This is a genomic window from Blastopirellula retiformator, assembly GCF_007859755.1.
GTDB classification, from domain to species: Bacteria; Planctomycetota; Planctomycetia; order Pirellulales; family Pirellulaceae; genus Blastopirellula; species Blastopirellula retiformator.
In genome coordinates this window covers 26,918-47,275 of the sequence record NZ_SJPF01000002.1, presented here as the reverse complement: position 1 = coordinate 47,275, position 20,358 = coordinate 26,918, and the positions used below count along the sequence as shown (strand labels likewise).

Sequence of the window (20,358 nt, the reverse complement as noted above, 5' to 3'; positions counted from 1 at the left end):
TTTCGCTGCGCTGCACCCAACCAACCTACTTATTCTTACTGCGTTAGAGACGAAGCCAACGCTCCATCAGCGCACAAAAAAAGAGGGCCAAGCGGCCCTCTTTCTTATGCAGCGGTAACGGCGATTAGTGAATCGCCGAGCCGTCTCGACTTTTCTTTTTGTAGTCGACCACGTTCCAGGCCAGACCGGTCATCTTCATCACGCGGATGATGTTGTAGGTCAGGTCGAACTCCCACCACTTGTGACCATGGTTGGCCATCCGCGGATAGGCGTGGTGGTTGTTGTGCCAGCCTTCGCCGAAGGCGGTCAGGCCGACCCACCACAGATTCTTGCTTTGGTCGGTCGTTTCGTAGTTGGTGTAGCCCCAGATGTGCGAGGCCGAGTTCACAAACCAGGTGACGTGCAGCACGACCACCAGGCGAGCGAACATCCCCCACAACACCCACGACGTCGCGTAGTAGGAGCCGCCGTAACAATAACCGGCATACGCCATCAACGCTCCCAACGCCAGGTGCGACGGGATGAACGCGTAGTTCAGGAACCGCATGCCCGGCTCTTTCAACAAGTCGGGCGCCCAACGTTCGTGGATCGAACGTTGTTCGGCGGCGTTGCGGAACGGGAAGAGCCACAAGATGTGCGACCACAAACCGCCATGGATCGGCGAGTGAGGATCTTCTTCCTGGTCGCTATGGGCGTGATGCTTGCGATGCATCGCGACCCAGTCAAGCGCCGAACCTTCGCCAGCCAGGCCGCCAATGAAGGCGAGCACCATCCGGGTCGGGTAATGAACCTGATAGCTGGTATGCGTCAGCAGCCGGTGGAAACCGAGCGTGATGCCGACGCAGCCGGTCAGGTAATAGAACGCAATGAACAGCGCGAATCCGCTCCACGAGAAGTAGAACGGGGCGGCCAACGCGACGACGTGAATCATCGCGATCCAGCCAAAAATGATCCAGGCGAACCCGGTCTTGTAACGATCACGCAGTTTTTCGGCGATCGGCGGCTCGATGCGACGCTTTTTCTTCGTCACATTCTTCTTTGCGGCCGGCTTGGTTTCGGTAACCAGATTGGATTCGTTCCAATCCTCTTGCGAGACGGCGTCCTTTTCGAAGTCGTCTCCCGCTTCTCGGTTTTCATCAGTGACAATCGACATGGTAGCTCATCAATCCCTGGGGGGAGAGGTCGCGACGCTACGCGGGAAATCCATCTTTCCGCGATCAGTCGCCTGATTTCATTCGCAGTGATTGTAAGTAGTGTCGAGTCAAAGTGAGTAAACGGAACGTCCCAGGTTCGTAATAGTTGTGTAACAATCGCGGTAACGCCCGGTTCCCTCGGCATTTACGACGCAAAACCACCCTTCTAAACCAGCCCCGGCAGCCGCTTGGGGGGCACGAAAAAACGCCGCTGCGACAGGTCGCTAGCGGCGTCAAGATTTGCCCAATTGGCGGCTCTGACCGCCGGGTCGCTACTTGGCCGACTCTTCGGCAGCTTTTTCAGCCGGCTTTTCGGCGACCGGCTCCGATTCTTTCTTCACTTCCGGCTTCGCTTCTTCGGTCGGTTTGGGCTCCGGCATTTTGCCAACCAGCGGGTTCAGTTCCCGCACCCAGATATTGCGGAAGCGGACCGGATTCCAGTGGAACTGCAGCGAGATTTTCCCCTTCGGACCGTGCTTTTCGACCTTCGGCGGGCTATCCCACTTGGTGGCGCCCAGCAGCTCGAAGTTGTTCTGCACAAGCACGCCGTTGTGCAGCACCGTCACATGCCCCGGCTTGTCGAACGAACCATCTTTTTTGAACGTCGGAGCGTTGAAGATGATGTCGTAGGTTTGCCACTCGCCCGGCTTCCGCGACGCGTTGACCATCGGGGGCGATTGCTTGTAGATCGACGCAGACTGGCCGTCAAAATAGGTCGGATTGTCGTACGAGTCGAGAATCTGCACTTCGTACTTGCCAAACAGGAAGACGCCGCTGTTGCCGCGTCCCTGGCCGGAACCTTTCACTTCGGCCGGCGAAGCGAACTCCAGATGCAGCTGCATGTCGCCAAATTTGTCTTTGGTGGTGATCCCACCCTTCGCCACTTCGGCGTAGCCATCTTTGATAATCCACTTCTCGCCGCCGTCCCACTTCGACAGATCTTTGCCGTCAAACAGCACGATCGCGTCGGAAGGAGCGTCGGTCGACGTCGCGCCGGGATCGACTTGGGGAGGCTCTGGCCACTCGATGCCGCTTTTCCATTCATCGGCCGAAACGAGCGACGCAACCGACAGGCAGCACAGGCCGATAGCAACGTGAAAACTTGAACTCTTCATCAAGGGTTAATCTCCTAGGGCAGGCGCCGCCGAATTTTCCAATAAATGGCGGCTACAGGTGGCAGGCAGAACCGTTATTCTAGTTCCTAGCCGATTCCAAGTCACGCAAGCGGCCGGTCTCATCCGGCCCTGATGAAGCACCTTTTCGGAAATTGACGATGCGACGACTCACTTCTGCGCTCTGGCAACGATTTTTACGCTACTTTTTAGCCGGAATTCTGGCGGTCATGCCGCTGGTCTTGACCGGGATGATCGTGATCTGGCTGGTCGAATTTCTGGATGGATTCGTCGGCCCCACGTCGTTTGTCGGCGAGCAGCTAATCCGCATCGGCATTTTGAATGGCCAACCGGACGAACTGAAAGATTCGACCCTCGCCTATATTTTGGGCTGGGTGATCGTGCTGGCGGTCGTCTTTGGCATTGGCGTACTGGTCGAGATGGGGCTGAAGAACACCCTGTCCGCGGTCGTCGACTCGATCGTCAGCCGCGTCCCGCTGATCGGCAAGCTGTATGGCACTGCCCGGCAACTGGTCAGCATGCTCGACAAGGGAGACAACGAGGAGCTCCGCGGCATGCAGGCGGTCTTCGTCATGTTCGGCAAAGAAAATGGCGCCGGCATCCTGGCCCTGATGCCAACGGCCGATCGCTTTGACATCAATGGCGTCGACCACCACGGCGTCTACCTGCCAACGTCGCCGATCCCCATGACCGGCGGCATCGTCTTCGTCCCCTGCGAAGCGGTCCACCCGGTCGATATGTCGGTCGACGGCCTGATGAGCATTTACCTATCAATGGGCGTCACGTCGCCGCAGTTCTTGAAGACCAGTGGGAAGGGGTTCAAGACAGGCAAAGTAGAGACCGAGGCGTCGGACGGGGAAACGCCAACCTAGCCCGCAGCGCAAGCAAGGCAGTCCGGCCGATGTTCAATGACGAATGTCGAAGGAGCGAATGACGAATCAAATCCGAAGGGCCGAAGCACGAACCTTGTAACGCAATTCGGACTCTTCAGTAAGGCAGCTCCAACGTTGACTGAAAAAATCCCAAAAACGTAACCGTCCGAAAAATGGAATTGCCCCAGCTAACCCAGACCATCCTAGCAGTCCGTTGATTTTCTCAACGGACTGCTAAGCGAACCTGGCTCGGCGACGCTCAGCAAGTGTTTGTTTGAAGACTACTCTGGATAGCGGAGCCGGTGGGAAGAACTGGTTTATGCTCGCAGCCGCATTTCCCTCGCACGCAATTCGGCCTACGATTGCCCGCCCCACTTACAGCTTCTGCAACTCCGCACTCAAACTCACCAAATCGTCCGACGTCTCTTTCATCCCGCCGATGATGGTCGATTGCTCTTCGATGGCGGCGGCGACAGTGGTGCTGTTTTGGCTCACTTCGGACACCCCTTTGGCGATTTCGCTGGTCGACTTCACCACTTCAGCGATGCTGTCGCTGATGCGACCGACGCGCTCGGCGATGTTTTCTGTGGCGTCGCGGGTGCCGGTCGCCAAGGTTTTGACTTCGCTGGCGACGACGGCGAAACTGCGGCCCGCTTCGCCGGCGCGAGCCGCTTCGATCGTCGCGTTCAAGGCGAGCAGATTCGTCTGCTCGGCCAGTTCGCGGATCAGGGAAACGACCTCGCCGATTTGCTCGCTGCAGTTGCCCAGTTCTTGGATGGAGACGTCCGCGGTCTTGAACTGATCCTCGGCCGTCTTGGCGAGACTGGCCGTCCGATTGACGTTGGAACTGATTTCCTGCATCGCCGACGCCATGTCGCCGACGTTAAGGGCGACGGTGTGGCCGACGTCTCCCAGCTTGCCGACCTGACGCCGAATGGCGGCGTGCTCGGTGATAATCTGCCAGGTCGCCATCGAGCCAATGTGACTGCCATCGCGATCTCGGATTGCATTCACCTCGAGGTCTATCACCTCGCTGCCCAACTGAAACTGCGTCTTCACCGGCAGGTTGTCGGCGTCGGCCAGGATCGCCCGTTGCTTCTCGGGACGCTGATGAAAGATGTCGACGCTCTTCCCGACGACCGATTCGACCGGGACCGGCAGCAGATGCGAGATCTTCTGCATCGATTTCCGCGAAGCGGGATTGATGTAGCGAATGATGTTCTGGCGATCGGCGAACATCAGGTTGATCGGCAGGTTCTCAACCATGTTCATCAAGCGCGACGCCTCGAATTCGGCCACCGTCTGACGCGTCACATCGATCGCAAACTTGACGACCTTCTTGGGTTTGCCGCTGGAGTCGAGAATGGGATTGTAGGTCGCTTGGATGTAGACCTCTTTCCCCCCTTTGCCGATTCGCTTGAAACGCTCTGAACGGAACTCGCCGCGATTGAGCGACGCCCAAAATTCTTGGTATTCGTCGCTATCGGCTTCCTCGGGATCGACGAACATGCGGTGCTTTTGTCCCTGGATCTCTTCCAGCGAATAGCCCATCGTCTGTAAGAATGCGTCATTCGCGGTCAGAATTGTGGCGTCCATCGTGAACTCGATCGACGCATTCGACCGCTTTATCGCGGCGATGATCGCCAATGCGTTTTGATGCTCTTCGATGTCGATCGCAGCCGGCGTTTTTTTCTCCGCCAAATGGAAAGGCGAAAAAGCATGCCACCAACCGGTATTTGTCTCAATCATTGTCCAACTTGCTCCGTTGCTCGTTTATCGACCGATTTGCCAGTTTCCCGCCGTTGCGAGCGGGAAAACGCAATCAATTAACCGTAGATCCGAGACGCAGCAGGGCAGATCGCTGCGACAAAAAAACGCTCAAACTTATCTCGCTAAACCGCGTTGTGCTCCGCCTAGCGCGATTTTTGGGGCGACGCATGCGCCACATTGGCGGACGTCCGCAAGCGATGACCGCTTACAGCTTTTGCAGTTCCATACTCAGATTCACCAAATCGTCCGACGTCCCTTTCATCCCGCCGATGATGGTCGATTGCTCTTCGATGGCGGCGGCGACGGTGGTGCTGTTTTGGCTCACTTCCGAAACCCCTTTGGCGATTTCGCTGGTCGACTTCACCACTTCGGCGATGCTGTCGCTGATGCGACCGACGCGCTCGGCGATGTTTTCTGTGGCGTCGCGGGTGCCGGTCGCCAAGGTTTTGACTTCGCTGGCGACGACGGCGAAACTGCGGCCCGCTTCGCCGGCGCGAGCCGCTTCGATCGTCGCGTTCAAGGCGAGCAGATTCGTCTGCTCGGCCAGTTCGCGGATCAGGGAAACGACCTCGCCGATTTGCTCGCTGCAGTTGCCCAGTTCTTGGATGGAGACGTCAGCGGTCTTGAACTGATCCTCGGCCGTCTTGGCGAGACTGGCCGTCCGATTGACGTTAGAACTGATTTCCTGCATCGCCGACGCCATGTCGCCGACGTTAAGGGCGACGGTGTGGCCGACGTCTCCCAGCTTGCCGACCTGACGCCGAATGGCGGCGTACTCGGTGATAATCTGCCAGGTCGCCATCGAGCCAATGAAGGCGCCGCTTTCATCTTGAATCGCGTGGACTTCGATCGAGAGAATCTCTTCGCCCAGTTCAAACTGCGTTTTGGTCGGCAGGTTGTTCATGTCCGAGAGAATCCGTCGCTGCTCCTTAGGGTCTTTATGAAAGACGTCGACGCTGCTGCCGACTACCTGATCGACGGAGACCGGCAGCAAGTGAGCGATCTTCTGCAGCGACGCCCGCGAGGCGGGATTAATGTAGCGAATGATGTTTTCGCGATCGGCGAACATTAGGTTCGTCGGCAGGTTCTCGACCATATCTCTGAGGCGCGACGCCTCGATTTCGGCCAGTACTTGGCTGGTCACGTCGATCGCATACTTCACCACTTTTTTCGGCTTGCCGGCAGCGTCGAGCACCGGATTGTAGGTCGCTTGGATGTAGACCTCTTTGCCCCCTTTGCCGATTCGCCTAAAACGTTCCGAGTGAAATTGCCCGCGGTTAAGCAATTCCCAAAACTCTTGATAGGCGGGGCTGTCGGCGTATTCGGGCTCGACAAACATCCGATGCTTTTTCCCTCGGACTTCGTCCAGCGTATATCCGATCGTCGTCAAGAATGCGTCGTTGGCAGTCAGAATCGTGCCATCCATTGCGAACTCAATCGTGGCGCTGGAGCGTTCGATTGCGGCAACTTTGCCGAGAGCTTCCTGATATGCCTCGATATCGATCGACTCGGTCATGCGGCTGGCCGATTTCGAACCTGACAGATATCCAACCCAACCACGAATAATGCCCAACATTTTTCCTGCCGTCTTTTTCTGAGGTTTCCGCGGGATCGATCCACGCGGCAAAGCGAAATTTCCCAAACATAGATCCAATTTTGAGCACAAACGTCAGTTTTCCGTCGACGGTGGAAATTGAACGTCCCCGAAGCGATTTCGGCGGCAACCCGCACTCCTGGCGATTTACGGAAGAACCGATTTTAGGGGTCGCGAGCCGCATTCCCCCCGGCCGCGCCGCCCCCGTAGCGGGACCGGAAGCAAGCCACGCCGGACGGGCCGACCAGATCATGGCAACGTCGATTGTCGCCGCCCACGGTCACGCGTTCCCAGCGGGCGAAGTCGGCGGCTTGCTGCTTGTCCATTTCGCCGCCCATCCAACGTGGCGCCGTTTCGATTCCTCAGGCCCATTTGGCAGGCCGTGCCTGGGAAATGATCCGCTTGGCCACCGGTCGCCGTAGGGCAGGTAGACCGATGAGTGGCGTGGGTTTCGATGCCGGCAGGCACGGCCTGCCCTACGACTTGCTGCGGGCGACTACTCCGTTTTCTCCAGCGATTGCAGGTAGGCGACCAGGTCGGCCAGTTGCTCGGGCGAGATATTGTCGACCACGCCGCCGGGCATTTGCGACAGGTCTTGCTTCTTCATCCCGTCGAGATCGTCTTCGACCAGTTCGATGAGCTTGCCGTCGTTCTGCCGCACGGTCAGCGTACCCTCGTCTTCGTCCTCGTCGACGATCATACCGCTGAGTACCTGACCGTCGAAGGTGAGAAAGCTCCAGGTTTCGTACCCTTCGGCAATCTTGGCCGACGGGGCGAGGATCGACTCGATGATCTCCTCCTTCTTCAGCCGCTTGGCGATTCCTTCCAAGGACGGTCCGACCGGTTTCGCGCCATCGACGCCACGGTGGCACGAGACGCAGGTTTGCGAGACGAACAGCGCGGCGCCTTGCTCGGCGTCGCCGTCGGTTTCCATGGCGGTCTGGGCGACCTGCTCCTGATCGAGCTTGCGGATCCAGTTCGAGTCGTCGATCACCAGTTCCTTCTTGCCGCTGCCGACCTCCAACATGTACTCGGCGATCAGGGCCAGCTTATCCTCGCCCAGGTGGGCCATCGGCGGCATCTTGTTGTATTGCTTCCGCTTGTAGCCGGGCGCCGTCGCCCAGGCGACAATCTCTTCCGGCTTTCCTTTGTGCAGCTCGAAGATCTCTTTCAGCGTTGGCGCCGACTTGTCGACGTCGACCTGATGGCACGAAGCGCAGACCATCTTGAACAGTTGCTCGCCCGACTGCGGCCCCGACATTCCTTTGGCGAACGCCACATTGAAGGCGTCGACTTCGTGCCGGAAGGCGGCGGTCCGCTGGGCGACCGCCTCGTTGAACTCCCGCAGCGAGTTGTCGCGATACTGCTGACGTCCGGCGCCCATCGAGAAAGCGACGAACATGAAGACGAAGTAGATCGGCACCCACAGGCGGCCGATTCGCTCGTCGCTGGAAATGATCTCGATCCGCATCAGCACCAGCAGCACCACGCCCAAGCAAGCGCCGGTCAAAATCGCCGTCAGCATGAACGTGCTGAGCCCCACTCGCGGCAACACCAACAGCAGCGTCGGTCCCACGACAAACTGGCCCATCGTCACAAAGAAGGCGATCGAATAGAACAAGCGGCGGATGCCTGGCGACGTGAACCCGGCCGGCAGTTGCTCTCGCACCCGCGCGTTGTAGGTCAGCCACATGCACAGGAAGAGCGAAGTCACCGCGATCGACGCGATCATGAAGTGGATGTAGCGGAAGTAGACGTTGCCGTTGCCAATGTTCAGCGCGGCGAAGAACCCCTGCACGTCGTACCACTTGTCGGGATAGTTCATCAGGTTGACGTTCCCCAAAAAGATGAAGGGAATCGTCAAAAAGAGGAGGGTCGAGCCCATGCCGACCCAGATGTGCAGCAATTTCCAAACGCCGCTCTGGCAGCGCTGCCAGGTGTACTTGTGCAAATAAGTGAGCAAAAAGGCGAGCGTCACCAGCGGCACGATCAAGATCCAGGCATGCCCAGTGAGCGCATTGGAGGAATAGAAGGTGAGCGTGTAGAGCAAGTTGACGATCAACAGCGGCCCCACCCCCAGCACCACCGCCATGCTCTTGTTGACGGTGACCGTCTCGGCGATTTTCTCGGATAGGCGATCCCACTTCTCTTCGCGCCGCAGGTACCCCATCCACTCAAAGATCGTCGCCATCACCGTACCGCCGACCATCAGGTTGACGAACAAGATATGCAGCAGGAAGAGCGGAACCAGCAGGCTCCGCAACACTTCCGCATCGACTGGCAACGGCAACGCGATATCGCGGGGCACGACCGTCTCCGCCAGGTAGATCCAGTTATCCATCGGGTGAAACCTTGTAGTTATCTTCGTGGAAGTGCGTATCTAGTCGAGGGTGCGTTCGGCTTGCTTGAGAATCTCGGGCAGGGCCGCTGCGACGTTGCCATCATCGAGTCGCCCAGTCGGCTGATCCGGCTTGGCCACGCCAATCGGATGCGGAATGCCGACCTCTTGGGCGCCTTCGATCACCGCCGGGTTTTCATGCAGATCAACCAGGTAGGCGACCAGCGCTGCGGCCTCTTGTTCGGTACCAGGGAAGGGGGGCATGTAGGGATGCGACAGATGCATGCCGCGAACGAACGCGGTCATCTGCGCTTCGTCCCACTGCTCGCCGTAGAGCTTGGTGAGCTTGGCGTCGATGCCATTCATGCCGGCGGTCGTATGACAACGCGAGCAAGAGATGACGAACAGGTCTTTGCCGGCGACCAGCTTGTTGTCGTCGGTCACTTTGGTCACCGACGAATAGGTCGAGTAAGGCAAGATGCCGTTCTGACGATAGAACTCCACCTCGTCGACCCGCACGCCGTTGGAGTACATAAACCCGGCGATGACGTACGGCTTGCGGATGAACTCGCGAACTCGCTCGAAGTGACCAAGTAGGGCGATTCCCAAGAAAAACGGCGCCAACAGCGCCACCCGCGGCACCCACTTCGGCTTGAACAGTCCCGCAGCCGCCACAACCGCGATAAAGCTGATCACGCCGACGCTGGCCCATAGCATCGCATGCTGCCAGGTGATGAACTTCTGCGTCATCATGCCGAGCGGAATCAATCCCTTCATCGCCTCCGGCACCACCGACATATACCACCACGAAGCCAAGCCCCAAAACGGCAGCCAGAACAACGTCCAGCCCGAGACCAGCCGCGTCATCTGCAGACGCAGCTCCTGCTGCGACTTCGGAATCAAGCCGATCAAAAACCAGGTGAACAGCCCCGCCGTGGCCAAGGCCAACGTGGTGCGGAAGGCCAACTGCGGCAGGTAAATCGGATTGAAGACGGCGGTCAGAAGGCTCGAGCCTTCTTTCCAGGCGCCGATCGACATCATGAACCCGAGAATCGCCACGATGATCGCCATCGTCGCCCACGACATGATCGAGAGGGTCACGCCAACGCCGATATGCCACGACTTGGCCCGGCCTTCCTTCCAGCGATCCCAGGTCATGTAGTAGATCAGAATCAGGATGACCTCGGTGATGAAGACCAGCCACTCGGCGAACCAGCCCCAGAAGAAGACGCGAATCAAGCTGCCGATCGCAAACGGGGCGACCAGCGAGGTCGAGAGCCAGATGCCGACGCCCGTCAGTGCGCCCAGCGAAGTGGTGATCAGGAAGACGACGAAGGTGATCCGCTTGGCGAATTGATCAAGCTCTTCGTTGTTCTGCTTCTTGCCGCGCCATTCGAGCAGCGTGATCAGCGGATAAATGCCGACCGCCAGCGGGTGATTGATCATGACATGGATGATCGCAATGATCGCGATCAGCATGCGATTGCCCATGCCGTCCAAGTGAAAGATCGGAAAGTCCATAGTGGCTGCCTCGGTGCGTCGGTCAGGAAGGGAAGAGAGGCGGGAAGGAATCGGATCGCGAAGGAGCTGCACTCAAAAGCATCGCGATCTTCCAGAGTATTGTCCGGAACTGGCAATTCGCCAATGCGACAAAATGTCGCAGCGTCATAGGGCATGCGTTATAAGCCCCGTTTTGGCGCCCTTAAGAATCAGGGGCTTTTCGCATGAACCGATTTGTCAAACGCATTTATGCGTATAACAGCTCATACCAAGACGTGGCGCAAGGTTTTGATGCACAATTTGCAACCGATGGCCCAAAAAGAGAGGCGGCCAGCAAGACTTACTGGCCGCCTGAAGTTCGGATTACCGCTTCGGCCGGTTACTGATAGACGAACTGGCCGGTCACCTGGGCGTCTTCCGAAGAAGCCAGGCGAACCCAGTAGGCCTGGAACTCGGCGGGAAAATCAAAGCTAACCGTCTCGTCCCCCTTCGCTTCGATCGCCTTGTACTGGCGCCAATCGCCGGTTCCGGTGACGTCCACTTCGATCGTAATCGTCGTGTCGGCGTCGCTCGCCAGCGTCAGCCGCTTCTGGTCGTAACCAGTCATCAGGTAGGGATCGGAAGGGACATTCGCTTTGACCTGCGACTGCTTCCAGGGCCCGCCCACGCCAGCCGGCTTGCCAAGCTTCCAAAGATCGTCGATCGCCCCGGCCCACAAGGCGACTTTGCCATCCTCCGAAACGAGGAGGTGTTCGCCAGGCTCGGCGGTCGCCTCGACTCCGCTGAAGATCATCAGGCCGCGATAGCTGCAAAAGTCATGCACCGCGTAGTCATGCGTACAAATCGGCCGCACCTTGGCGATCCCGCCGGCGTTGCGGGCCGGCAGTTCGTAGAAGGTCCCGCCGCAGTTGAACAGGTCGCGTTCGGTCGCCACTTCGCGGGCAACGCGAACCGGACCCAAGTCTTGATCGCGCACCTGGGCGGCCGGATGCTTCGGCAAGCGCCACCGTTTACCTTCATCGTCGACGTACAGAACCGACGCCTGGTCGACGGCAATCGCGTCTTGGGGAATCGCCACGTTGGCTTCCATCCACTCGAAGGCGGTCGGATCGTGCGAATCGGTCAGGTTCAGCTCTTCATCCAGTTCGTAGAAGCCGGTATGAACCGGCTTGCCGTCAACTACTTGCGTTGCGGCAAAGGCGAGCGTTTGCAGCTTGTCGCCGCGCACCCGCACCAGGCCTTGGGAGTAGTCGCTTGACGCGGCGGTTCGCAGCCCGGCGAAGATCGACGCGGCGTTTGCGTCGCGACGATCCTGGTTGGCGTAGTGGAACTGGGCCGAGGCCTGCTGACAATCTTGATCGGCCGCAATTCGGATCCAGACGCCGGGGTCGCTCGCCGAGAAGGTATGCCAGACCGATTCGCCCGGCGGCACGACGACTTCCGCCAGCTCCGACCACTGGTCATTCCCTTGCTGGTCGACCTCAAAGCGGAATCGAACCGGCGTTTTGCCGTCATGCGTCAGGCAAACGGTGCGTCGCTCGAAGCCGGAAAACAAGTAAGGATCGGACGGCGCGCCCGCTTTTACCGCGTCCTTGGTCCAAATGGCGCCACGTCCAAGCGGGGCGCCCAACTGATCCAAAATCTCTGGCGAAGCGAACCACAGGTTCGAATGCGATTGCCCCGGCCCAGCGATTTTTCCTTTGGCCCGGCGGGTGTTGAGGAACTCTTTCTGGGCGGTGTCGTCGCAGCCGAAGACCAACTGATCCTTCCAGCGGCAATAGTCGCCGATCACCTTCAAGTAGCTCGATCGCGGCTTGATGCCGGCCGAGTTTTCGCGGGTAAACGTCTTGGGAAACCGCCAGAACATGCCATGCATCGTCATCACGAAGTCCTCTTCGCCGATGTCATGAATCCGCGGCCATTCGGTATTCCAACCATGGGCGCCGTCGTAGCAGTGCGACGCTTTCGGCAGTCGGTAGGTCGACCACTCGCCCTGATCCAGCAGCATCAACATCAGCGAGCGATGATCCCAACCAATCGCCCAGATCGGGTCGTTGGCCGGATCGGCGTTGCCGGTCAGGTCGCCCGGGCCGCGGACGTCGGTAAATTGATTGCGGCGGATCACGTTCCAGGTTTGACCATCCCACTCGGCCAGACAGCCGGACGGCACGTCGGGGCGCTTCTTCGCTTCGGCCGAGGTCTCGCCGTTGTTGGCGTAGATCAAGCGTCCCTGACCCGAGTAAAGTCCCTTGCCATGGTAGCCTGGCAAACCGGCGACTCTCTGCTCGCTCTTCGCATTTTGCGATTGGCTGTCCGCGTAAAGTTCGGTCACTTCCAGCGTGTGGACGTCGACTTCGTAGAAGCCTTCTTCCATCGTGGCGTAGTACGCCTTGTTGGCGGGGTCCGAAAGATGCCGCGCGTTGCCGGTCAAGCGGCCCGGCATCTTGGCCGGCGAAATGACCCGAATTTCGCCGGCCTGATCAATCACGTAAGGGCCGATCAGCAGTTGATTCGATTCTTGGTGAATCATGCGATTGGCGGGCGTTCCGCCGACGCTGCCGGCGAAAGCTTCGACGTCGAGATCCTCGTTGATCGAATAGAGTTGGTCGGTCGAGCCATTGGGCTGGTGCGGTGCGTAGGTGATCACACGCAACTTGCCGGCCCACGGCACGACGGCGCCGGTGCCGCACTCGCCATGCGTATTCCAATAGGCGAGATGAGGATAGATGCCGCTGATCTGACGGTACGGCTTACGCGAAGTCGCCGCCTGTTGCTGCGGCTGTTCGGCCGCGGCGGCTGGCTGGGCGGCGTCGGCAAAGTGGCAAACGAGCAGCAGTAGCGGAACGAGAAAGAGTCGATATCTCATGATGGTCGTAGTCGGGGGTGGAAGGTAGGTAGCGGGGTTGGGGCGCACAGAAAAGAGGTCAACTAGTTAGTAAACAGGCGAAGCGTAGGGGGCGGCAACGTGGAATGGGTCCGCCCAGCGAATCCATGAACGAGTGCGCCGGACGCGCTTTCGCCCGTTTTTGGAACGATGATCAGCGTCAACAGACGATTCTGATCGCGATCGATCACGTCAAGCATCTCGGGCAAATCGATAACGACCGAGCCCGTCTTTTGTCCTTGGGGAAGCGAAAACGAGCCGACCAGCTTGGTCGACTCGGCCGCAACGGCATTTGCTGCTTCGACGTTTGCGGGGGCGTTGTCCCAGGTCGTCGCCTGCAGGTCCCACTGGTCCTGTTTGTCATCCAACAGGGCGTATACCTCGAAGGTGCAGTCGGGCATACGCGACGCGTAACCCATGTTGGTCGCCGCTGCGGTTAACGTCAGCGACGCGCCCGTCATTTGATCAAGCGGAAGACCGTGAAGATCGAAACGCAGGTAGATTTTCCGGTCGTATTGGCTGTAGCCGGACTTGGCGAACTTGATCATCAACAGATCCTCGGGCCCCTCGCGATACTCTTCGTCGCGAATGATCCAATGATCTCCTCCCGCCCCCACGGCGGTCGATATTTGAACGGCGGCTTGCGGACCGAGCGAAGTTTTCAGGCCACGGCGGAACGCGTCGGCAAGATCGAAAACCTGCGACAACTGGTCGCCGGAGATGGAAACCGCGTTTTGCCCGCGAACCGAGACTTGCTCTCCACTGAGGTTGTGCTTCACATCGACAAGCCCTTCAAAGACTTGGAGCATCGCCTCTCCGTGGGGCGAAACGTCAACGCCAAAGCTCGTCCCTTGATCAACCAAGACCGCATCCGGCGTGTCAATCGAGAACCCCTTCAACTCGGGACGCGACATTCTCGCAACGATTTTGCCGTAGTACAAACGACAGTGCATCGCATCGATCAACTCAAAATCGGCAGGCCCCTCCAACTCGATCACGGCGCCATTGTCAAACTCGAAGGTCGACATCCCTTCGGCCAGCAGCACGCGTCCGGCGGCGACTCGCGATTGGTCGACCGTCGGCAAACTCGCCCACTCCCATCGCGTAACCGGGGTCGAGGCGATCGTCGCAAAGGCTTCCGGCGGCGCCGCGTCCTTTCCGACGAACAGGAAGAAAAACATCACGCCCAGCGCCAGGGCGGCGGCCCAGCCGCCGAGCGCCGCTGGTCCAGCGAAAATGGGAGACCGCGCAGCGCGCTGTCCGCGGTGAACGTCGGCCTGCTCTTTTGCCGCTGCCAGCGTCTGGCTCCAGCCCCCATCGCGCCCCACCGACGTCAGGCAGGCATGCAAGTGGGTCATCTCGACGAATTCGCGCCGCAACTCGGGCGATTCCAGAAACAACTTCTCGAGCCGCGCAAGCTGCTCGGGCGTCGCTCGGTTCTCGATCGACGTATCGCACAGTTCGCGAAATTCCCGGAGGTTCTGATGGGTGGTCATTTACGCTTCCTCAAGTGCGGTATGTTGCGAAGCGCAATCGCGCAGCGTTTGACGGATTCGACTCAGCACGCGATAGACCGCGTCGACCGACTTTTGCGTCCGCTGGGCGATCTCTTCGATCGCGTGACCGGCCGAGTAGCGATACGCGATCAGCTGGCGATGATGTTCCGGCAGCTTGGCGATGCAATCGAATAGCGCCTTCTGACGCTGCTGTAAGTCGTCTTGTCGGTTATCGAGTTCGCCGCTGAGCACTTCCAGGAACTCGTCAGAAAACTGCAGCCGCTCGTTCTGGCGTTTTTTTCGCCAGGCTCGGACGCGATTCAACGCGACGGTGCAGGACCAGGCCATGAAATTGGTCCCCGGCTGGTACTGATCAAATTCACGCCATAGGACAAGCATCGTCTCTTGAAACAGGTCATCCGCCGAGCTTTCGTCATGCAGGAGACTCATCAAATAGATGTAAATTTGATGCTGGTACTGACCAAACAGCCGGACGAACTCGGCGTCTTGTCCCCCGTCGGCTGGCTGCCGCGATCGCCCTGGATTTGCTGAATCAGTCACTGATCTTCTGGTCTCCTACGTACATAGTGCCTTCCCGCCTCATTTTGGACAAGAAAAATTGGATGTCGAACAAACTGGCGGGATCTGCGTCCAAAACGCTTCGTGGGGCGCTGCACAATACCCGGCAAACGCTGCGTTCACGCAGGCGACTTGGCAGGGATGTCGCCGAGATGGCCGTTTAACAGTCCGTTGATTTTCTCGACGGACTGCGTGATCGCACGGATGCGATCCCAAAATAACGACGTAAGTCGTCATTTTGCGAGCCGCGAAGAGCTATGCTCTGAACCTGGCGAGGTTGAAAAATGCCACGATGGCATTTTTCAACACGCAGTTAAGAGCAACTGGCCGCCTATTCGCAGTGAGACTTCCGCCACGCCTTGGGAGTCACGCCGCGGATCTTGCGAAAGGCCCGATAGAAGGTCGACAATTCGCCGAAGCCGCACTCGAACGCGATTGACGCGATCGTGCGGTCCGACTCTTCCAGCAACTGACAGGCATGGTCGACGCGTTTCCGCTGTACATAGTTCAGCCACGTCTGCCCGGTCAGGCGGCGGAAGATGTGGGTGAAGCGGCGCCGCGGCATGCCGAGTTCTTTCACCACGTCGTCAATCGTGCTCGCCTCAAAGAAGTAAGAGTCAAGATGCCGCACGTAGGCCGCGACCTCGTCGACGTCCGGCTCCAAGCTCAGATCGCCGCTGGTCTGGCTGGTGGGGATCGACTCCGACGTCAGCAGGGCCAGCACCTCTAGCGCGTTGGCGACCATCGCCAGCGACGTCGTCGGGTCGGCTTGCCACTGTTGATACAAGAGCCGCCGCAATCGCCGTTCGATCCGCTGCGAGAAGTGAAGCTGACACGTCTGCTTGCCATGCGGCAGCACCGACGTCACCTGCGGGTCGAAGCTGAGCAGCCGCTTGTCGATGCACAGGATATAGAGCGACATCGGCGAGCCGGGGTCATCCTCGATCCGATTGCTGCGCTCGGCCGGCACGATCACGATGTCGCGTGCGGCCACCTGGTGGCTGTCGTTGCCGATATGAATCTGCCCCCGCCCGGCCAGCACGTACTGCACCTTGATAAAAGGATGCGATCGCCACTCCATCACAAAGCCGGGGGCGTGGTGGCTCTCCAGAATCGCCACCCCAAAGCTCGGCAGATTCTCGGGCAAGGCCGTCTGCGTGCGCACCACCATTCGCCGTCCGGTGATGGGGTCGATCTTTGGCGAGTTGGGGGCTGGCGGGTTCATAAGGCTCTATCGTAATCGCAAACGGCGGCGGCGCGACAGGCGCATAAAAAAGCCGCGCCCTGGCGGACGCGGCTTTTCCTAGTTTGACATAGCCAGTTGCTGGTCTTAGTGACCCGGAGGGCAGGTCGGGCAGCTGCCCGCGGCGCCTTCGTACGGATTGCCGACGCGGTGCAGGTGGTTGTGGTCGATGTAGACCACTTCAACCGTTTCCTCGTCAACCAGGGTGTGCGGGAAGGGCCAACCGATTCGCTTGACTTCGGTGTAGTTGACCGTGCACTTGTAGTGAGCATGGTGCAACTGAACCGGGCCAACCAGCGGCATCACGCGGGGCGGATCGACGTAGTCGGCGATCTTTTCCTTCTTGATGCGGACGTTGTTGCGGTTCGTCTCGTGCAGGAACGGCATGCCACCCTCAACCGGGCGAGCTCGTTCCAGAGCGCGAATCACTTCGTCGTCGCTCGGCGGGTCCAGCGCGACGTGCGGACCGCCCGGCGGAATCGGCGGCAGAATCGGCACGCGGCCATAACGTTCGTGTTCCAGAAATTCGTCTTCCTTCTGTTCTTGGAAGTAAGGCGAAACCGGATACGGCATAAAAAACGGGCCCAGATACGGGCCTTGAGTCGTACAGCCGACGCTGGTCATCAGCGAGCCGGCCGCGATCGCCAAGCCAAGGGCGGTACGAAGGCTTAAACGGTACATGGATCAACCTCTCAGTTTTGCCAGGGCGCTTTCTTGCGGGCGAAGCCCAATCCATTAGGTCGCCGCACTAAAGCGCGGCATTTGCTGCTATTACTATCTATCGTGTGAAGCTGTAACAAACTTGCGGCCTTTTCCGGTCGCAAGGCAATTTCCTGAAAGGAGGGCCCAAAAATTGCCCTCCGCGCATAAAAAACCCCTGAAAGGCAGCAAACTTTCAGGGGTTCGGATCGCCATCCAGCTTTCGCCCTGGCTAAACGGCTACTCGCTTTCGGTGACGGTATCTCTTACGTTTCGTGCCGATTACCAGCGGCCGTGACGGCGAGCCTTGAAATCGACCGTCCACCAGCCCTTGTTCCATTCCATGGTGACCTTACGCCAGCCGAGCGGAACTTGCGGGTACGGGTAGAACGGGCCAATGTAAGGCCAGGCAGCCGGCGAGTACTGTTTCGGGTACTGCAACGCGGCGTAGTTCGGGTAGGCCGCGTAAGCTGGCCAAGCGTAGCCCGGCAGCGTCGGGTTGTCGTAACGCACCGGCGTCGCGTAACCCTGGGCGGTCGGATAGTAAGCAGGCGGCTGCATTGCGGCCGGCGGCTGTTGCATGCGGGCCGAGGCGTAGCGGAAGTCTTGCGTTCCGGCCGGGGCGAAAGCACGCGGCATCTGCCCCTGCGGGCGAGCCGCTTCCGGCTGCGAGTAGGTCGGCATCGCGGCAGCCGGGGCCATCGCCGTTTGCGGCACGGCGGCCGGAACCGGACGCAGACCTTGCGGCGCCAGCGGAGCGCCAGCCGAGGCTCGCGGCAAGTCGGCGTACATTGGCGCGGCCTGCAGATCACGCGGCGGCGTTGCCGGCGTCGGGGCGTTCAGCGTTTCGTTGGCTGAAACCAACACGCCTTGAATGGCCGGCTGCTCCGGTCGATTGATCGACACGCCGTCCACCACTTGCTCCACACCGCTGATGCGGCGGGCAATGTCGATCGCCAGGTCGTGCTGCGACTGGTCCGAGACATGCCCTTCCAGCCAGACGACGCCGTTTTCGACGCTCAGGCCGATGTTGAAGCCCTTCAGGCTGCCTTCCGCCTTCTTCATGTTCAGTTGCTCGACGATCTGACGCGAGATGTCCGCGTCGTCGGCGTTCAAGACGCTAGCCGGGGCGAGCGTGATCGCCGCGAGTAACGCTACTTTCCAAAACCGTCGCATAATTCCCCCTCCTGAGAATATATCCGTAAGCGATCCGAGTGAATGACGTCCGCCTTGATTCCCCGTTGCGGGCTGGGAAACGTCAACTTGCAAAAGTCGACTGGCGAAGACGTTTGCTGCTCTCATGCTGCGTCGCTTGCGTTCACCACGCACCGCGGAAGCGGCATAACTGTCAATAGTTGTCGGCAAGTCCGACGTCGTTGTGGCACTATTTTTTCGATTTTGAGGACACAAAGGACGTCAAAATCGTTCCCTGCGCAACAAAAGAACCTCATCATCGGACGAGGCTCCCAGGTTTACCCACTTACCCACAAGCCAATTAATTAGTGGTGGGTCGAGCGACGACGATGGAAGTCGAGCCACCAGTGGCCGTCATCCCATTCCAGCGTCACGTTCTTCCAGCCCAGCGGAATCTGCGGGTACGGATAGTGCGGGCCGATATAGGGATAGACCGTCGGGGCACGCTGCTTCGGGTATTGATCCACGCCAAAACCCGGATAGCCCGGGCCTCCGCCCATGCCCGGATTCGCAAAGCCCGGGTTGCCCGTGCCGCGCATCATGTGGCCATGGTGACCGCCGCCGTAACCCGGAGGGCACGTCGGGCAGGCTTGCTGATAACCGACCTGTTGAATCGGCTGACCCAGCGGCACGCCAGCTCCAACCGGTTGCTGCATCGCGGCCGGACCCGCCGAAATCGGCACGCCCACCGGCGTTTGCTGACCCGGCGCCTGAGCCAATGCGAACATCGGCAGCGCAAGTAACAGGAACGTGCTGGCGCTCCCAATCCACGTAAATCGCATCATCGCCTCCTGGTTGCAGTGCGACCTATCTGATGATTCCGCCCCCATTAAATTGCTGCAGGGACGAAGCAAATGAGTCTCTTGACCAAAGCCGATCAGACCGCTTCGCACCAAGGGCAAAGGCAATACCGATAGACTTCTAGCAATCACTTCGGCAAATCGGAGGCTCGAAAGGTAGAAATTTTTCCGGTTTTGGCAATCATGCCGAAAGTAAGAGCCATCCAGCGTTCAGAACCGACCTCAGAGGCGCCCATTCTCGAAGCCTGGCGAGGTTGAATAATGCCACGAGGACATTTTTCAACCGGCAGCTAGTGCGGGCCCCCGAGCACCTTGCAACCGCATTGTTGGGCCAGCGCTCCGCTGCCCCCAACCTACGCTGGCAACCGCTAGCGCCAGCAACCTAAATCGCCTGGTAACTACCCCGCGATCCCTGCCCATCAAACACGCAGCCGACGACCAACAGCGACAGCACGCTCGCGCTGCAAATCCAATAGGGGCAATTGATCGAAATCTGCAGCACCGCCAGCCCACAGACGACCAACATCGAGGCGACCGCCCCGCAGCGACACGCCGTTGCAATCCAACCAGCGAAACGACGCTTCCGCGCCAACATCACCCAGCTGGCGCTTAACAAATAGATGACTGCCAGCAGCCACAAGCCCTTGACGTCAACCACATGAATCAGACCTAGCATCCGTGCCTCGAAGTAGCGGAGAAGGGGAGCGAGCGAAACGTCTTGCCTTGCCGCAGGCGTGAATTCTTTTCACTTTTTCACCTGCTGGCCCACTTTTTACTAAAGCCGCCCCCAATCACGAAGATCACTTTCCGCATCCTCTCCATTTTATCGAAAAATCGCGCCCGCTCTCCTGCCAACGGGCGGAGCGGGTAGCATGGCCATGGCCTTGCGTGGCCATGAATGCGGTCAGACACCGTAGAACCGACCCGTAGGCTGGTTTGAGACCCAGCTCTTCCATAAGTTAAACGAAACACCAGCTGGGTCACGACCCAGCCTACGACCACTGCCAAAGCGCACATTTCCCGTGTGCCACTGCTGGCTTGCCCAGCAGTGGCGCCCGTTTTT

The 20,358-nt window shown here is 59.1% G+C and carries 15 protein-coding genes; 1 reads left to right on the top strand and 14 read right to left on the bottom strand.

Annotated elements, in window-relative coordinates:
• Nucleotides 1-124: 124 nt before the first annotated feature.
• Entirely contained in the window at nt 125-1,153 is a 1,029-nt protein-coding gene (locus tag Enr8_RS07630) for an acyl-CoA desaturase (RefSeq protein ID WP_146430111.1), read from the bottom strand.
• Nucleotides 1,154-1,465: 312 nt separating this feature from the next.
• The gene (locus tag Enr8_RS07625) at nt 1,466-2,308 is read right to left on the bottom strand and encodes a 3-keto-disaccharide hydrolase (protein WP_146430109.1); all 843 of its coding nucleotides are present in this window, start codon (nt 2,306-2,308) and stop codon (nt 1,466-1,468) included.
• 158 nt (nt 2,309-2,466) lie between these two features.
• Here Enr8_RS07625 and Enr8_RS07620 point away from each other — a divergent pair, with 158 nt between their 5' ends.
• Nucleotides 2,467-3,198 carry a DUF502 domain-containing protein gene (locus Enr8_RS07620; protein ID WP_146430106.1) on the top strand — a complete coding sequence of 244 codons (732 nt, stop codon included), beginning with the start codon at nt 2,467-2,469 and terminating at the stop codon, nt 3,196-3,198.
• 375 nt (nt 3,199-3,573) lie between these two features.
• Here the strand turns inward: Enr8_RS07620 and Enr8_RS26475 are convergent, their stop codons facing one another.
• From Enr8_RS26475 to Enr8_RS07555, 12 genes are all read right to left on the bottom strand, one after another.
• A complete protein-coding gene (locus Enr8_RS26475) occupies nt 3,574-4,947 on the bottom strand; it encodes a methyl-accepting chemotaxis protein (protein WP_222434813.1) in 1,374 nt (457 codons plus the stop codon).
• Nucleotides 4,948-5,173: 226 nt separating this feature from the next.
• On the bottom strand, nt 5,174-6,544 hold the full coding sequence (locus Enr8_RS26470) for a methyl-accepting chemotaxis protein (RefSeq protein WP_146430104.1): 1,371 nt from the start codon (nt 6,542-6,544) through the stop codon (nt 5,174-5,176).
• Nucleotides 6,545-7,058: 514 nt separating this feature from the next.
• A complete protein-coding gene (locus Enr8_RS07600) occupies nt 7,059-8,903 on the bottom strand; it encodes a c-type cytochrome (protein ID WP_146430102.1) in 1,845 nt (614 codons plus the stop codon).
• A gap of 39 nt (nt 8,904-8,942) precedes the next feature.
• Nucleotides 8,943-10,421: a c-type cytochrome gene (locus Enr8_RS07595; RefSeq protein WP_146430099.1), complete on the bottom strand. Its 1,479-nt coding sequence runs from the start codon at nt 10,419-10,421 to the stop codon at nt 8,943-8,945.
• A gap of 358 nt (nt 10,422-10,779) precedes the next feature.
• The gene (locus Enr8_RS07590) at nt 10,780-13,266 is read right to left on the bottom strand and encodes a hypothetical protein (RefSeq protein ID WP_146430096.1); all 2,487 of its coding nucleotides are present in this window, start codon (nt 13,264-13,266) and stop codon (nt 10,780-10,782) included.
• Between the two features lie 62 nt (nt 13,267-13,328).
• On the bottom strand, nt 13,329-14,780 hold the full coding sequence (locus tag Enr8_RS07585) for a CBM96 family carbohydrate-binding protein (protein ID WP_146430094.1): 1,452 nt from the start codon (nt 14,778-14,780) through the stop codon (nt 13,329-13,331).
• On the bottom strand, nt 14,781-15,341 hold the full coding sequence (locus Enr8_RS07580; protein WP_146430091.1) for a sigma-70 family RNA polymerase sigma factor: 561 nt from the start codon (nt 15,339-15,341) through the stop codon (nt 14,781-14,783).
• A gap of 349 nt (nt 15,342-15,690) precedes the next feature.
• Complete coding sequence (locus Enr8_RS07575) at nt 15,691-16,584, bottom strand: helix-turn-helix domain-containing protein (protein WP_146430088.1); 894 nt, start codon at nt 16,582-16,584, stop codon at nt 15,691-15,693.
• Nucleotides 16,585-16,689: 105 nt separating this feature from the next.
• Nucleotides 16,690-17,283, bottom strand: coding sequence for a hypothetical protein (locus Enr8_RS07570; protein ID WP_146430086.1), 594 nt, complete (start codon nt 17,281-17,283; stop codon nt 16,690-16,692).
• Between the two features lie 300 nt (nt 17,284-17,583).
• Complete coding sequence (locus Enr8_RS07565) at nt 17,584-18,477, bottom strand: BON domain-containing protein (RefSeq protein ID WP_186767502.1); 894 nt, start codon at nt 18,475-18,477, stop codon at nt 17,584-17,586.
• 323 nt (nt 18,478-18,800) lie between these two features.
• Nucleotides 18,801-19,277: a hypothetical protein gene (locus Enr8_RS07560; protein WP_146430081.1), complete on the bottom strand. Its 477-nt coding sequence runs from the start codon at nt 19,275-19,277 to the stop codon at nt 18,801-18,803.
• A gap of 400 nt (nt 19,278-19,677) precedes the next feature.
• Nucleotides 19,678-19,971 carry a hypothetical protein gene (locus Enr8_RS07555; RefSeq protein ID WP_146430079.1) on the bottom strand — a complete coding sequence of 98 codons (294 nt, stop codon included), beginning with the start codon at nt 19,969-19,971 and terminating at the stop codon, nt 19,678-19,680.
• Between the last annotated feature and the right edge of the window lie 387 nt (nt 19,972-20,358).